Source organism: Streptomyces sp. WM6378, assembly GCF_001279695.1.
GTDB lineage: Bacteria > Actinomycetota > Actinomycetes > Streptomycetales > Streptomycetaceae > Streptomyces.
This window is the reverse complement of sequence record NZ_LGDD01000234.1, coordinates 40,172-54,290: the sequence shown is the minus strand read 5'-3', so window position 1 is coordinate 54,290 and position 14,119 is coordinate 40,172. Positions and strand designations below refer to the sequence as shown.

The 14,119-nt window shown below is 71.1% G+C and carries 12 protein-coding genes; 5 read left to right on the top strand and 7 right to left on the bottom strand.

Features of this window, described 5'->3' with window-relative positions:
* Positions 1-7: 7 nt before the first annotated feature.
* Positions 8-1,216 (bottom strand): trans-sulfuration enzyme family protein, encoded by a 1,209-nt coding sequence (locus ADK54_RS18570; RefSeq protein ID WP_053726763.1) that lies wholly within the window; start codon positions 1,214-1,216, stop codon positions 8-10.
* Positions 1,217-1,275: 59 nt separating this feature from the next.
* Here ADK54_RS18570 and ADK54_RS18565 point away from each other — a divergent pair, with 59 nt between their 5' ends.
* The gene (locus tag ADK54_RS18565) at positions 1,276-1,749 is read left to right on the top strand and encodes an Lrp/AsnC family transcriptional regulator (RefSeq protein WP_053726762.1); all 474 of its coding nucleotides are present in this window, start codon (positions 1,276-1,278) and stop codon (positions 1,747-1,749) included.
* Between the two features lie 48 nt (positions 1,750-1,797).
* On the opposite strand, the gene ADK54_RS18560 is transcribed toward ADK54_RS18565, so the two are convergent.
* The 3 genes from ADK54_RS18560 to ADK54_RS18550 all read right to left on the bottom strand — a co-directional run bounded on the left by ADK54_RS18560 (position 1,798) and on the right by ADK54_RS18550 (position 6,478).
* Complete coding sequence (locus ADK54_RS18560) at positions 1,798-3,381, bottom strand: GMC family oxidoreductase (RefSeq protein WP_053726761.1); 1,584 nt, start codon at positions 3,379-3,381, stop codon at positions 1,798-1,800.
* Positions 3,362-4,903: an APC family permease gene (locus tag ADK54_RS18555; protein WP_053726760.1), complete on the bottom strand. Its 1,542-nt coding sequence runs from the start codon at positions 4,901-4,903 to the stop codon at positions 3,362-3,364. The genes ADK54_RS18560 and ADK54_RS18555 overlap by 20 nt, the downstream gene beginning before the upstream one ends.
* Before the next feature lie 87 nt (positions 4,904-4,990).
* Positions 4,991-6,478, bottom strand: coding sequence for an aldehyde dehydrogenase family protein (locus ADK54_RS18550; RefSeq protein WP_053726759.1), 1,488 nt, complete (start codon positions 6,476-6,478; stop codon positions 4,991-4,993).
* Positions 6,479-6,759: 281 nt separating this feature from the next.
* Between ADK54_RS18550 and ADK54_RS18545 the strand changes: the two genes are divergently transcribed.
* The gene (locus ADK54_RS18545; RefSeq protein ID WP_053726758.1) at positions 6,760-7,356 is read left to right on the top strand and encodes a Type-2Aa cytolytic delta-endotoxin; all 597 of its coding nucleotides are present in this window, start codon (positions 6,760-6,762) and stop codon (positions 7,354-7,356) included.
* An 8-nt stretch (positions 7,357-7,364) separates the two neighbouring features.
* Here ADK54_RS18545 and ADK54_RS18540 read toward each other — a convergent pair whose 3' ends face one another.
* From ADK54_RS18540 to ADK54_RS18530, 3 genes are all read right to left on the bottom strand, one after another.
* Complete coding sequence (locus ADK54_RS18540) at positions 7,365-9,074, bottom strand: ricin-type beta-trefoil lectin domain protein (RefSeq protein ID WP_234392122.1); 1,710 nt, start codon at positions 9,072-9,074, stop codon at positions 7,365-7,367.
* Positions 9,075-9,390: 316 nt separating this feature from the next.
* Positions 9,391-10,041, bottom strand: coding sequence for a response regulator (locus tag ADK54_RS18535; protein ID WP_053726756.1), 651 nt, complete (start codon positions 10,039-10,041; stop codon positions 9,391-9,393).
* Between the two features lie 3 nt (positions 10,042-10,044).
* Positions 10,045-11,250: a sensor histidine kinase gene (locus ADK54_RS18530; RefSeq protein ID WP_053726755.1), complete on the bottom strand. Its 1,206-nt coding sequence runs from the start codon at positions 11,248-11,250 to the stop codon at positions 10,045-10,047.
* A gap of 168 nt (positions 11,251-11,418) precedes the next feature.
* Here ADK54_RS18530 and ADK54_RS18525 point away from each other — a divergent pair, with 168 nt between their 5' ends.
* The 3 genes from ADK54_RS18525 to ADK54_RS18515 all read left to right on the top strand — a co-directional run bounded on the left by ADK54_RS18525 (position 11,419) and on the right by ADK54_RS18515 (position 14,065).
* Positions 11,419-11,934, top strand: coding sequence for a YceI family protein (locus ADK54_RS18525; RefSeq protein WP_053726754.1), 516 nt, complete (start codon positions 11,419-11,421; stop codon positions 11,932-11,934).
* Positions 11,935-12,004: 70 nt separating this feature from the next.
* Positions 12,005-12,763, top strand: coding sequence for a hypothetical protein (locus ADK54_RS18520; protein ID WP_053726753.1), 759 nt, complete (start codon positions 12,005-12,007; stop codon positions 12,761-12,763).
* Between the two features lie 189 nt (positions 12,764-12,952).
* Positions 12,953-14,065: an alpha/beta hydrolase gene (locus ADK54_RS18515; RefSeq protein WP_053726752.1), complete on the top strand. Its 1,113-nt coding sequence runs from the start codon at positions 12,953-12,955 to the stop codon at positions 14,063-14,065.
* The last annotated feature ends 54 nt before the right edge of the window (positions 14,066-14,119 follow it).

Here is a 14,119-nt window from a genome sequence, read left to right as displayed (position 1 = left end):
CGTCCGCTCAGGCGTCGGCGAGCCGAGTCTCCTCGGTGGCGTGAACTCCCGTACGCACGGCCAGAGTTGAGAAGTCGGATCCCAGTGCCCGGTCGAGGTCGCGCCACAGGTCCTCGACGTCCTCCAGGCCGACCGACATGCGCAGCAGCCGGTCGCTGACGCCGGAGGAGGCGCGGTCGTCCTCGGGCACGATGCGGTGGCTGATCGACGCCGGGTGCTGGATGAGGGAGTCGACGCTGCCGAGGCTGACGGCCGGGGTGATCAGGCGGACCCGGGCGATCACGTCGTGCGGGTCGGTGAGCGTCTCGAAGGCCACCATGGCGCCGCCCACCTTCGGGTAGTGGACGCGCAGCACGCGCGGGTCGGCGGCCAGGCGGGCCGCGAGTTCGGCGGCGGTCGCCGAGGCGGCGCGCACCCGGACGGGCAGGGTGGCGAGGCCCCGCAGCAGCAGGTAGCCGGCGAGCGGGTGCAGGACGCCGCCGGTGGCGAAGCGGATCTGGCGCAGTCTGCGGGCGAAGGCCTCGTCGCAGGCGACGACCCCGCCGAGCACGTCCCCGTGGCCGCCGAGGTATTTGGTCGCGCTGTGCAGGACGAGGCGGGCGCCGCTGTGTGCGGGGCGCTGGAGCACCGGGGTCGCGAAGGTGTTGTCGACGAGCAGCGGCACCGTGCCACAGGCCTCGGCGAGCGCCTTCAGGTCGACCTCGGCCAGGGTCGGGTTGGCCGGGGTCTCCACCATGACCAGGGCGGTGTCGGGACGGATCGCGTCCGCGACGCCCGCCGGGTCGGTCCAGGTGACCTCGCTGCCGAGCAGCCCGGCGGTCAGGAGGTGGTCGCTGCAGCCGTACAGGGGGCGCACGGCGACGACGTGGCGCAGGCCCGTGGCGTGCTGGGCGAGCAGCACGGCCGACAGGGCCGCCATGCCGCTGGCGAAGGCGACGGCCGCCTCGGTGTCCTCCAGGCGGGCCAGGGCCGTCTCGAAGCGGGCGACGGTCGGGTTGCCGAGCCGGCCGTAGACCGGCGGGCCCTCGGGTGCCTCGCCGGTGGCGGCGAAGGCGTCGATCCTGGCCGCTTCGCCCCGGCTGTCGTACGAGGGGTAGGTGGTCGACAGGTCGATCGGCGGGGCGTGCAGGCCGAGGGCGGCGAGGTCTTCGCGGCCCGCGTGCACGGCGAGGGTGTCCACGGTTGAGGCGTCCACAGGTGTGGTGTCGGCGTCCATGGGGCCACTGTGAACAGTCACCGGGCCCCGGGCGCCGTACCCCGTGTTACGTTCGGGCCATGGCTGAATCCGTCGTACTGGACCCGGTGGATCTGCACATTCTGCGCCTTCTGCAGAACGATGCCCGCACGACCTACCGCGATCTCGCCGCCGAGGTCGGCGTGGCGCCCTCCACCTGCCTGGACCGCGTCGCGCGGCTGCGGCGGACCGGGGTGATCCTGGGCTATCAGCTGCGCGTGGATCCGGCCAAACTGGGCCGGGGGCTCCAGGCGCTGCTCTCCGTGCAGGTGCGTCCGCACCGGCGCGGTCTGATCGGTCCGTTCGTGGAACGGGTCAGGGCGCTGCCGGAGTCCCGGTCGCTGTTCCACCTGACCGGCCCGGACGACTACCTGGTGCATGTGACCGTCGCCGACACCGCGGATCTCCAGCGGCTCGTCCTGGACGAGTTCACCTCGCGGCCGGAGGTGGCCCGGGTGGAGACCCGGCTGATCTTCCAGCAGTGGGACTGCGGGCCCCTGCTGCCACCGGCCTAGGACCGGTTCCGGGCCGCTGTGCGGGGGCCCGGAACCGGTCGGCGGGCGTCAGCGCGCGTCGGCCTTCAGGAGGTCGGCGCACTTCTCGCCGATCGCCATCGTGGTGATGCACGGGTTGACGGTGACGAGCTCCGGCATGACCGATCCGTCGCAGACCCGCAGTCCGTCGATGCCCTTGACGCGCAGCCGGGCGTCCACGGGCGCCATGGCGTCGTCGTCGGCGCCCATCTTCACCGTCGAGGCGGGGTGGTAGACGGTGTTGTGGGTCTTGCGGATGTAGTCGAGCAGCTCGTCGTCCGTGCGCACGTCCGGGCCCGGGGCCAGCTCGGCGCCCGCCCAGCCGCTCAGCGCGGGCTGCGCCGCGATCTGGCGGGCCAGCTTCAGGCCGTACGTCATGACCCGCTCGTCGTGCTCGTGCGTGAAGTAGCGGGGGTCGACCATCGGCTTGTCGCGGTAGTCGCGGGTGCGAAGGCGTACGGTGCCGCGCGACTTGGCCTGCGTCACGTTGGGGGTGAGGCAGAACGCGTTCTCGGTGGTCGGGTAGCCGTACCGGGCGGTGTTCATGTCGAACGGCACCTGGCCGTAGTGGAACATCAGGTCCGGGCGCTCAAGGCCGGGTTCGGTGTCCGCGAAGATACCGATCTCCCACCACTGGGTGGAGGCCGTCGTCATGGGCTGCTTGGCCTCCCACATGATGACGCCCTCGGGGTGGTCCTGGAGGTTCTCGCCGACGCCGGGGGCGTCGACCAGGACGTCCACGCCCACCTCGCGCAGGTGGGCCGCGGGGCCGATGCCGGACAGCATGAGCAGCTTCGGGGTGTCGATCGAGCCGCAGGACACGATGACCTCGCGCCGCGCGGTGACGGTGCGGGTGTGGATGAGGTCCGGGTCGAGGTACTCGGCGCCGGTGCAGCGGCGGTTGGCGTCGATGAGGAGCTTCTTGGCACGCACCCCGGTGCGCACGACGAGGTTGGGGCGCTTGTCCATCACGGGGTGGAGGTAGGCCACCGAGGACGACTGGCGGATGTTGTTCTCGTCCGAGTTGATCTGGAACCAGTTGGCCCCGCGGATCACGGTCCGGCCGTCGTTGAACTGCGTGGTGGGGATGCCCTGTTGGGCGCACGCCTCCAGAAGGGCCGCGCCGCACGGGTCGGCCGACTTGACGTTCCGGATCTTCACCGGGCCGCTGCGGCCGTGGTGGTCGCCGGGGGCGTCGTTGGTCTCAAGGCGCTGGTACAGCGGGAAGATGTCGGCGGCTCCCCAGCCCGAACATCCCGCCGCCTCCCAGGCGTTGAGGTCCTCGGCGGGCGCCCAGAAGGCGATGCACGAGTTGTGCGAGGAGCAGCCGCCGAGCACCTTGGCGCGGGCGTGCCGCATGAAGCTGTTGCCGTGGGACTGCGGCTCGACGGGGTAGTCCCAGTCGTAGCCGGATTCGAGCAGGCCCATCCAGCGGTCGAGCTTGAGGACGTTGTCGTCGCCGACGTCGGAGGGACCTGCCTCCAGGACGCACACCGTGACCGACGGGTCCTCGCTGAGCCGGGCCGCGACCACGTTGCCCGCCGTGCCGCCGCCGACGACGACGTAGTCGAACTCCTCGGTGCGGACGGGGGATTCAGTGGGCTGTGTGGACATGGGTGTCTGACTCACTTTCGGTTTCCGATGCGGCATGGCTCGCGAGGACGCCGGTGCGGTGGCGCTGGACGAACCAGTAGTAGGCGAAGCCGCCGAGCAGGACGGCTCCGACGAAGAGGAAGGCGCCCCAGCGCAGGTACCAGTGGTAGGGGGCGGTGGCGTTGTAGACCTCGGCGCGCGGCCAGGCGAGGTTGACGGTCATGAAGCCGCCCCACACGACGCCGACGATGTTCACCGGCAGGCCCCAGCGGCCCAGCGAGAACTTGCCGTCGCCGGCCGGGGTCCACTTGCCGCGCAGCCGGGCGACCAGCATGGGCGCGGTGACCAGGAGGTAGGCGACGTAGATCATGATGATGCCGATGCTGGTGACCACCGAGAAGATCTGCGGTTGGCGGATGTTCACCAGGAGGATCACCAGGGCGAGTACGCCGATGACGACGGCGGGCGCCACCGGGGTCTTGAAGCGCGGGCTGACCTTCGCCATCAGGGACGCGGCGGGCAGGTTGTTGTCCCGGGACATCGCGAACGCCAGGCGGATGGCCGCGGTGTGCACGGCGAGCGCGCACACGGTGACCGCGATCAGGACGCACCAGAGCATCAGCTTGCCGCCGGTGTCGCCGAGCACGTCGAGCACGACGTATTGGAGGCCGTCGGTGGTGATGCCCTTGCCGTCGAGGCTGCTGACGCTCATCAGGGCGAGGATCAGGATCAGGCCGCCGAGCACGAACGAGGCGAGCAGCGCCCGCAGGATCGCGCGCGGCGCGTTGCGGGACGGGTCGACGGACTCCTCGCCGAGGGAGGCGGCCGTGTCGAAGCCGTACATCACGTAGGCGGAGGCGAGCGCCGCGGTGAGGAAGGCGCCCATGTAGCCGAAGCTGCCGCTGCCGCCGTGGCCGTGGGTGTCGAGCACGACGGAGGGGCCGCGTACGACGTGGACGGCGAACAGGACGATCAGGACGACGGTGGCGACGAGTTCGAGGAAGACGCCCGCCGTGTTGATGCGGGCCATCAGCTTGACGCCGAACGCGTTGACCAGGGTGGTGAAGAGGATGAGCACCGCGGCGAGGATCACGGCGTTGGTGGCGACGTCGTAGGTGCCGGTGCCGTCGCCCACGATCTGGAAGGCCTTGGAGATCTGCGGCAGGGTCGCCTGGTAGGCCAGCGCCACGGCGGCGATCGACACGATCGAGGCGACCAGCATCATCCAGCCGGCCAGCCAGCCCACGTGCGGGCCGCCGAGCTTCTTGGCCCAGTTGTAGACCGAGCCGGCCACCGGGTACTTGGCGGCGAGTTCGGCGAAGCACAGCGCGACCATCAGCTGGCCGACGAAGACCAGCGGCCAGGACCACCAGTAGGCGGGCCCGCCGAAGCCGAAGCCGAAGTAGAACAACTGGAAGGTGCCGGTGAGGATCGAGATGTAGCTGATGCCTGCGGCGAACGTGTGGAAATTGCCGAGGGTGCGTTTGAGTTCGGGTCTGTAGCCGAACTCCCGGAGCTCGGCGTCATCCTTTGTCATGCTCATGACCAGACTCCAAGTAGGCAGGGATTCAGGAGGGCACGGGGGCGGTGACCGGCCGTCCGCGGGGGCGGCCGGTCAGGGGTCAGCGGCTCAGCTCTCGAACCACCGCTGGGGTTCGGGGGCCGTGTTGCGCCAGATGTGCTTGGTCTCCTGGTACTCGGCCAGGCCCGCGGGCCCGAGCTCCCGTCCCGTCCCGGACTGCTTGTAGCCGCCCCATTCGGCCTGCGGGACGTACGGGTGGAAGTCGTTGATCCATACGGTGCCGAGCCGCAGTCCGGCGGCGACGCGGTGGGCCCTGGACTCGTCGGTGGTCCACACCGCGCCCGCCAGGCCGTAGATGGTGTCGTTGGCCAGGCGCACGGCCTCGGCCTCGTCGGTGAAGCGCTCGACGGTCAGGACCGGCCCGAAGGACTCGTCCCGCACCACGCTCATACCGGCCCGGCACTCGTCGAGAATGGTCGGCGGGTAGTAGTAACCGCCTTCCAGATCAGGCGAGTTGGGGCGCTCGCCGCCGCAGCGCAGCACTGCGCCCTCGGCGATGCCTGCGGCGACGTAGGCCTCGACCTTGTCGCGGTGGGCGGCGGAGATCAACGGTCCGGTCTCGGCCCGCTCGTCGAAGGGGCCGCCGAGCCGGATCAGTTTGGCGCGGCGCACGAGTTCGTCCACGAACCGGTCGTGCAGCGCGTCCTCGACCAGGAGCCGGGTGCCGGCCGAGCAGACCTGCCCCGAGTGCAGGAACACGGCGGTCAGCGCGTTGTCCACGGCGGCTTCGAAGCTCGCGTCGGTGACGGCGACGTCGGCGAAGACGATGTTGGGGTTCTTGCCGCCGAGTTCGAGCGCGGTCTTCTTCACGGTGGGCGCTGCGGCGGCCATGATACGGCGGCCGGTCACCAGCCCGCCGGTGAAGGAGACGAGGTCGACGTCGGGGTGCTCGGCGAGCGGCGCGCCCGCCTCGGCGCCCGCGCCGAGCACCAGGTTGGCGACGCCCGCCGGAAGGCCCGCCTCCGCAAGGAGCTTCATGAGGTGGATGGCGGTGTGCGGGGTCAGCTCGCTCGGCTTGAGCACGAAGGTGTTGCCCGCGCCGATCGCCGGGGCGACCTTCCAGGCGGTCTGGAGCAGCGGGTAGTTCCACGGCGTGATCAGCCCGCAGACACCCACCGGCTCCTGGACGACGCGGCTGTCGACGACCGGGTTCCCGGTGTCGACGACGCGGCCCGCGCCCTGCGCGACGACGAGGGCCGCGAAGTAGCGGAAGCAGTTCGCGATGTCGTCCATGTCGTAGCGGGACTCGACGAGCCGCTTGCCGGTGTCGAGGGACTCGGCCCGCGCGAGGAGTTCCTTGTCGCGTACGAGCAGGTCAGCGACGCGCTGCAGGAGCGCACCGCGCTCGGCCGGTGCCGTCCTCGGCCACGGGCCGTGGTCGAAGGCGGCACGGGCCGCGGCGATCGCGGCGGCGGTGTCCTTGGGGCCCGCCTCGTCGACAGTGGCGACCAGGGTGCCGTCGGCCGGACACCGGATCTCACGGGTCCGCCCGTCGACGGCGACGTTCCACTGGCCGTCGATGAAGAGCTCGGGCATGGTTCGGGTCCTCCGATGAGTGCTGGGACAGGGCCATCACCGCCCCTGCCCCGGCATGCGGGGAACATGCCGAAAAAATCACCCGAAGTGACGGGCCTCACTTTCCGTGGTCCGTGCAGGTCAGAGACGTGCATGCCGTCACATACGGTCACTCTTGGTGAATCGCGAACGCCCGCAGGTCACTTCGCGTACGGAATGTGAGATCGAACTGCCGGTTCGGGGCCGCTTGTGCATACTGGCGCGTCGGCGATTGATCACTTCCAACCCCCGCGGGAGCAGCCATGGTTGACCGGGCCACCAGCACAAGGGCCGCCTTCAAGGCGGTCGTCGAAGTCGGTCCGGACGCGCTCGAACAGGCGCGGGCCGCCGAGGCCGCGCTCCAGGAGGCGATCGCTCCGGCGGCCGGGGACTTCGACTTCGGGGCCGTACGGTCGGCCGCGCGGGCGCTGCCGAACAGCTCCGTCGTCAAGATCATCCCCGGTTTCGGCCTTCAGGAGACCGCTCCGGTGCAGGTCATGGTGCTCACCCTGAAGCAGGCCGTGCGCCAGGCGCTGGTCGAGCCGTTCGAGAACCCGGCGTTCTGGGACAGGGCCGATGCCGCGCTGGCCCGGGTGTTCCTCGGCCTCGGGGAGCAGGAGGGGGCGGCGCACCTCGCCTTCCAGGACGGCGCGGACGGCACCCGCTACTTCTACCACCTGCTCTTCGCGCTCCAGGACGAGGAGACCGGCGGCCACCTGTACGTCGTCGCCTTCCGGGTCGAGGTGTGCGTGGCCGCGGACAAGGCGAAGCTCCTGTCGCTGGGCGCCGAGGACACCGCGGCGGTCACGATCCGCCTCGATGCGATCAGCGTGCGGCAGGAGCTCGCCGTCACGGCCTGACGCCGTCGTCACACGGGCAGCGCCCAGGTCTGGTTGGCCTGGTGGTCGCCGCAGGTCCAGGTGTCGAGCTTGGTGCCGCTCGCCGTGCCGCCTCCGTACACGTCGAGACAGAGCCCGGATCCGGCGTTCACGAGCGTGCCGTCCTGGTCGGTGGTCCACCGCTGGGCGTCCGTGCCGGTGCAGGCCGAGAGGGTGGCGGCGCTTCCGGCGCCGGTGCCGCTCGCGGTCAGGCACTTGCCGAGCGCCCGTACGGTGTCGTCGCCGGCCAGGGTCCAGCGCTGGTTGGCGTTGCCGGTGCAGGGATAGAGGATCACCGCAGTGCCGTTGGCGGTGCCGCTGTTGGACACGTCCACGCAGTTGGCGCCGTTGCCGGTGAGCTGGCCGGTGGGGACGGCGGGGGCGCAGCCGCTGCCCGGGGTGAGCCGCCAGATCGCGGTGCCGTGGGCGGGCACGGTCGCGGTCAGCGCCGATGACGTCGTCGAACTCGCCCCGCTCCAGAGGTCCTTGGCACTCACCTTGCAGCCGGGCAGGCCGATCGAGGCGAGCGTCGTGGTGATGTTCCGCGCGGAGGAGGACCGGTTGAGCACGGCGACGGCCCGGTCGCCGTTGGCCAGCGGGCGGGCCAGGACGTCGGTGGTGCCGTTGGTGGCGACCGCCCCGGCCTGCCGTCCCAGGCTGTCCTGGTCGATGGCGACGAGAGCGGTGTTGCCGAGGGCCGAGAGCCCGGCCGGGCTGAGGGCGGCCACGTCGGAGGAGAGGATCAGCGGCGCGGCCATCATCGACCAGAGCGCCACCTGGCTGCGGGATTCGTCGGCGGTCAGGCCGGGTGCCCCGGCGAGCACGAAGTCGGGGTCGTTCCAGTTGCCCGGTCCGGCGTAGCGGCCGATCCAGCGGTTGTAGCCGTAGTTGGTCAGCACGCTCGACCAGCGGCTCGCGTCGGGCTTGTTCGGGTCGTACGTCGCGATGTCGTAGCCCTCGCGCCAGAGCTGGCCGTCCTTGCCGACCCACGAGAGCACGTTGAACCAGCCGGGGTTGCCCCATTCGCCGGTCTGGAAGTAGGCGGGCGCCGATTCGGAGAAGACGATGTCGCGGCCGACGTCCGCCAGGGCCGCGGCTTCGGCGTCGTACGCCTGGCGGTAGGCGCCTTCCTTGGTCTGGCCGGGGGAGACGTACAGGTTGCAGCCGTCGAGCTTGAGGTAGTCCACGCCCCAGGAGGCGAAGGTGGCGGCGTCCTGGGCGAAGTGGTCGGGGCCGCCGCCCTTGGGCTGTCCGCTGCCGGGGTAGCCGCCGCAGGTGCCCCAGCCGGCGTCCTCGTAGATGCCGAACCTGAGGCCGCGCGCGTGCAGGTAGTCGCCGAGCCAGGCCATGCCGTGCGGGAACCGCGCGGGGTCCGCGACGAGGTTGCCCGCCGCGTCCCGGCTCTTGGTCATCCAGCAGTCGTCCACGGTCAGCGTGTTGTAGCCCTTGGCGGCGAGGCCCTTGGAGACCAGCGCGTCGGCGTTGTGCACGACGGTCCGTTCGCTGATGTCGCACATGTAGTGCGCCCAGTTGTTCCAGCCCATCGGCGGGGTCGCTGCGACCTGCCCGCTGTGGGCGGGGGCGGCCGCGGGCTTCGCGGGGGCCGGGGCGGCCAGGGCACCGGTCGCGGTCAGCGGGACGGCCAGGAGCGCGGCCAGCAGAGCGGCGGTTCTGCGGCGGCGCATGGGAAGTGACGGCACGACAGATTCCTTCCTGGCCCGGCCGGTTGGGGCCCGGGCGGGATGCGTCGGAGGGCAGGGGAAGGTGCCGATCCCGCCGGCACGAGCCTGCCGGAGGGCACCCGCCAGTGCAGTACTGATGCTCGTATCTGTCAATGGCTCCCATTCAACGAGCACAAACAAGCATCCGCCGCCGCCCGCACCGAGCCCGGCATTGCCACGGCGTGTCCGGCCGCGGGCCGTCCGGGGGCGGCGAACGGCCCCGCACGCACGTGCGCAGGCCGGACGCGCCGCCGACTCAACTGCCGTACGAATCCAGGACGTTGGCCAGGCACCGCTACGGTGCGACCACACCCGCCTCGTGGGCGAGCAGCCCGGCCTGGGTGCGATTGGCGCATTCGAGTTTGTCGAGCATGCGCGACACATAGCCCTTGACGGTCGCCTCCGACAGATAGAGCCGGGCCGCGATCTGCGCGTTGGAGAGCCCCTCCCCCAGGCCCGCCAGGACCTCGGCCTCGCGCTCGGTCAGCCGGGCGACGCGTTCGCGGGCCCGGTCGCGGGCCGTCAGGCCGTCGGTCGAGGCCGCGATCAGCCGCCGGGCGGCGGCGGGCGACAGAACGGTGTGCCCCTCGGCGGCCACCCGGACGAGCCCGATGAGATCCTCCGGCGGGGTGGACTTCACCAGGAACCCCGAGGCCCCGGCGCGCAGCGCCCGCAGGACGTACTGGTCGGCGTCGAAGGTCGTGAGCACCACGATGGGCGGCGCGTCCGGGCGCCGGGCCAGCTGCTCGATGGCGGTGATCCCGTCCGTGCCCGGCATGCGCAGATCCATGAGGACGACATCGGGCCGGTGGCGCAGCACCGCTGCCACGCCCGCCGCCCCGTCGTGCGCCTCGGCGACGACCTCGATGTCGGCGGCCGAGCCCAGGATCGTACGGAGGAATCCGCACACCATCGGCTCGTCGTCCACGACAACCACTCGGACCACAGCTCACACCATCGATTCCGCTGTCGGTACAAAGGCGGGCAGTACGGCCTCGACGCAGAACCCGCCGTCCGGTTCCGGACCGGCCCGCAGGCTTCCGTGCACGAGCTCTATCCGTTGCCGCAGCCCCGCGATACCGAGGCCCGAACCGGTGCGTGCCAGCTCGCTGTTGGGGCCGCCGCTCGGCCGGGTGTTGCGCACGGCGACCCGGACCCGCCGCTCGTCGTACTCGACCTCGACGGTGACGCGCGCCCCGGGGGCGTGCTTGTGCACGTTGGTCAGTGCCTCGCGCACGGTGCGGTACGCGGTGCGGCCGACCACGGGTGAGGCCAGCGACCGGTCGCCCCGCTCGGCCAGTTCCACCGGCACGCCCGCCGCCGTCGACTCGGCGACCAGCGCCGCGAACCCGTCGAGCGAGGGGGTGGGGTCGTCTTCCGGTGCGGTGCGCAGAATGCCGACCAGGTCGCGCAGTTCCTCAAGGGCCTGGCAGCCGGCCGCCCGCAGTTCCTCGGCAGCGCGCCGGGTCGCCTCGTCGGAGGCCGTCACGCGCAGCGCGCCCGCCTGGAGCACCATGAGGCTCACCCGGTGGGTCACCACGTCGTGCATCTCACCGGCAAGACGTGCGCGTTCCTCGGTGCACGCCCGCTCGGCGAGGAGATAGCGCTCGCGTTCGGCCCGTTCGGCGCGCTCGGTCAGGGCGCACACGAGGCGCCTGCGCGCGTCGAAGTACAGGGCGAGCAGGGGGCCGACGGCCGTGCGCAGCAGGCCGATGGTGATGACCGTGATGGACGGCTGCCAGGCCCGGGCGACGATCAGCGTGAAGATGCCGAGCACGAGGAACGCCATGCGCCGGTTGCGGGCGTTCTTCCCGTAGAAGAGAGGGCCGTAGGCCGCGAGGGCCGTCGAGAACGGGGCCCATACGTTGCCCGGGTTCGCGGGAGTGAGCGCCTGCACCGGCGAGATCAGCAGGGTCACGGCCAGCGTGAACGCGCCGAGGACCGCCACCACCGTCAGCGGGGCCCGGCGGCGGGCCACCAGCGAGAGGCAGGCGAGCGCCTGCAGGCCGAGCAGCGTCCAGGCGAGGGGCCCGGGCCGCTCGGGCCACCAGGTCGCGCCGACCAGCGTGATGGCGGTGTCGCCCAGGGCGAAACAGAAGGCGAGCGCCGCATCCACGGCGAGCGGATGCCGACGGGGCCACGGTCCGTCACTCATGCGGCTTACGGTAGGTCATCCCCGGGCGAGGGATCGCGACAGCAGACCTTCCGGTCCGGGCACACCCTACGAAAGTCGCATGCCGCCCCGAGCGGCCCTTCTTTCGTCGCCCCGGAACCCGACCGCCCGCCCTGCCGCCCGGCACCCGTTCCGCGGTGGAATCGAGTCATGGAAACGAATCAGGACAGGACCGCGGCGGCCCCCGGTCTCGGGCGCTACGCGATCGACCCGGGCGGCTCGACCGTCACCTTCCGGACCCGGCACGTGTTCGGGCTGCTTCCGGTGAGCGGCAGCTTCGCGATCCGGTCCGGGACCGTCGACATCACCGAGCCGCTCGACGCGTCGAGCGTCAGCGCCGAGATCGACACGGCGAGCTTCAGCACCGGCAGCCGGCAGCGGGACGCCGCCGTACGCTCGCCGCGCTTCCTCGACGCCGACCGCCACCCACTGATCACCTTCACCGCGGACCGCCTCGACGGCACGAACGTGCTCGGCACGCTCACCGTGTGCGGCATCGCCCGCCCGCTGAGCCTGTCCATAGCGGAGTCCACCTCGTCGACGGGCGCGTTCACCGCCGTCGCCACGGCCAGGGTCGACCGCACAGCGTTCGGGGTGACCGCGTCCCCTGGCATGGCCGGGCGCCGTCTCGACATGACGGTGCGGGTCCGGTGCACGCGCCCGTGACGTCGGCCGAGGATCAGCCGGGGCCAAAAGCACTGGTAGGAACGACGGACCTCTGACAGGGTCCAGTCCCGTGACGCACAGCGACAACATCGAGATCAGCACGCTCGCCGAGCGGCCCGAACTGGCCTCCCGGCTCTACGACATCAGCGACACCTGGCCCGAATTCATGGCCCGGGACCTGGTCGGCTACGCCCTGCTCGGCCGGGTGCCCGAGGAGTTCCCGCAGTACTGCGTGGTGGCCACCGAGGGCGGCCGGCCGATCGCCCGCGGATACAGCGTGCCCTTCGACGCGGCGCTCGACGGCCGCGAGGAGATGCCGGACCGGGGCTGGGACCAGGTCCTGGCGTGGGCTTTCGACGACCTCCGGCGCGGGCGTCCGCTGACGACGGCGAGCGCGCTGGAGATCACGATCGACGTCGGCCACCTCGGGCGCGGACTGTCCCACCGCATGCTGGCCGCGATGCGCGAGGCGGTGCGACGCCAGGGTCTTGGCGCCCTGGTGGCGCCGGTACGCCCCACGGCCAAGCACCTCCGGCCTCGGGTGCCCATGGCCGAGTACATGCGCGAGGTCAGGGACGACGGGCTGCCCGCCGACCCGTGGCTGCGTGTCCACGTCAGGGCCGGCGGCACCATCGAGAAGGCGGCCGCCGCGTCGATGACGGTGAGCGGGACACCGGCCGAGTGGCGCCGGTGGACCGGCCTCCCCTTCGACCGGGACGGCGAGATCGAGGTGCCGGCCGCCCTGGTCCCGGTGCACTGTGACACCCGTCACGATCGCGTCAGCTATGTGGAACCCAACGCGTGGGTGCGCCACGGCCTGCGACCCTGAACCGAGGGCGTCCGGTCGCGGCGCCGGGCCGGGAACGGCGAGGACGCTCCGCAACCACCGTTGACGGATCAGTCACTTTCACAAGATTTGTAAGATAAATCCGGAACCCATTGGTCACTGTTGCCCATCCCGTCTGGTGAACGAAACAGGCATGCCCTTGGGCCAGAGAACCAATCCGGAGCGATCGCAATGACCAACCCCCGCAACGGGGCCTACCAGTCTCGGGGCCACCGCCGGGCCAGCCGCGCCAAGCGCTGGATACTCGGCGTGGTGTCGCTCGTCGTGCTCGGCCTGATCGCGTGGCCCGTCCTGAACTACTTCGACGTCTTCTCGGACAAGGGCGACGCGATCAGCTTCGGGCAGGACGGCGGCGCGGGCGGTGGGGACAAGCCCGGGGGTGGCTCGGCGCAGGGGGCCAACTCCAAGGTCCTCATGCCGACCGGCCCGGAGGCCAAGTTCACGGTGGCCGGCACGGTCCCCGAGAACGACACCAAGATCGCTGTGACGACCCTCGAAGGCAAGAAGTCCGGCTTCAAGGGCAAGGTCTGGGTCTGGGTCCCGCCGGAGTACAAGGACCCGAAGTACGCCAAGAGCGGCTTCCCGGTCATGGTCGCGCTGCCCGGCGGCGCCGGTTACCCGACCAACTACTGGATGGGCACGGACCTCAAGCTGGAGGCGAGCATCTCCCAGTGGTCCAAGGAGGGCAAGAGCCTCCCGTTCATCCTGGCGATGCCGGTCCTGAACCCCCACCCGGACACGGGCGGCCTGTACTGGGACGCGAGTGACATCCCGGGCCAGCCGAAGATGGGCACCTGGCTCACCGAGGACGTCCCCGACCTCATCAAGGCCAACTTCCGTACGATCAAGTCGCGTGACGGCTGGGCCTTCATGGGCTCCTCCACCGGCGGCTTCGCGGGCCTCAAGAGCGTGCTGCAGAAGCCGGACCAGTTCAAGGCGGTCATCGCCTCGGGCCCCGACATCGTCCCCGACTCCCGCCTGTGGGCCGGGCACGACAAGGAGAAGGCCGAGAACAACCCGAAGCTGCTCGCCCAGAAGCTGATCGACGCGAAGGGTCCGGACGTCTATCTGGCCTTCCAGGTCGGCACCGCGGGCTCCGACGCGCAGGCCAAGCCGAAGATCGAGGACTTCGTGCAGAAGTACACGAAGGGCCCGGTCAAGACGAAGCTGAGCGTCATCCAGGGCGGCGACCACAACGCCAAGACGTATGTGCCGAACATGGCCAACGGCGGCCTCATCCAGTGGATCAGCCAGCACATGCAGGGCCCCGAGCCCGCGTCCTGACCCGCACCCCTCGCGCCGTGGAGCCCCTGCCGTCCGGCGGGGGCTCTCGCGTAC

Bases quoted from the DNA above. Each gene is read 5' to 3' on its own strand.
- ADK54_RS18570 (WP_053726763.1), bottom strand. From the start codon at position 1,216: ATGGACGCCGACACCACACCTGTGGACGCCTCAACCGTGGACACCCTC.
- ADK54_RS18565 (WP_053726762.1), top strand. From the start codon at position 1,276: ATGGCTGAATCCGTCGTACTGGACCCGGTGGATCTGCACATTCTGCGC.
- ADK54_RS18560 (WP_053726761.1), bottom strand. From the start codon at position 3,381: ATGTCCACACAGCCCACTGAATCCCCCGTCCGCACCGAGGAGTTCGAC.
- ADK54_RS18555 (WP_053726760.1), bottom strand. From the start codon at position 4,903: ATGAGCATGACAAAGGATGACGCCGAGCTCCGGGAGTTCGGCTACAGA.
- ADK54_RS18550 (WP_053726759.1), bottom strand. From the start codon at position 6,478: ATGCCCGAGCTCTTCATCGACGGCCAGTGGAACGTCGCCGTCGACGGG.
- ADK54_RS18545 (WP_053726758.1), top strand. From the start codon at position 6,760: ATGGTTGACCGGGCCACCAGCACAAGGGCCGCCTTCAAGGCGGTCGTC.
- ADK54_RS18530 (WP_053726755.1), bottom strand. From the start codon at position 11,250: ATGAGTGACGGACCGTGGCCCCGTCGGCATCCGCTCGCCGTGGATGCG.
- ADK54_RS18525 (WP_053726754.1), top strand. From the start codon at position 11,419: ATGGAAACGAATCAGGACAGGACCGCGGCGGCCCCCGGTCTCGGGCGC.
- ADK54_RS18515 (WP_053726752.1), top strand. From the start codon at position 12,953: ATGACCAACCCCCGCAACGGGGCCTACCAGTCTCGGGGCCACCGCCGG.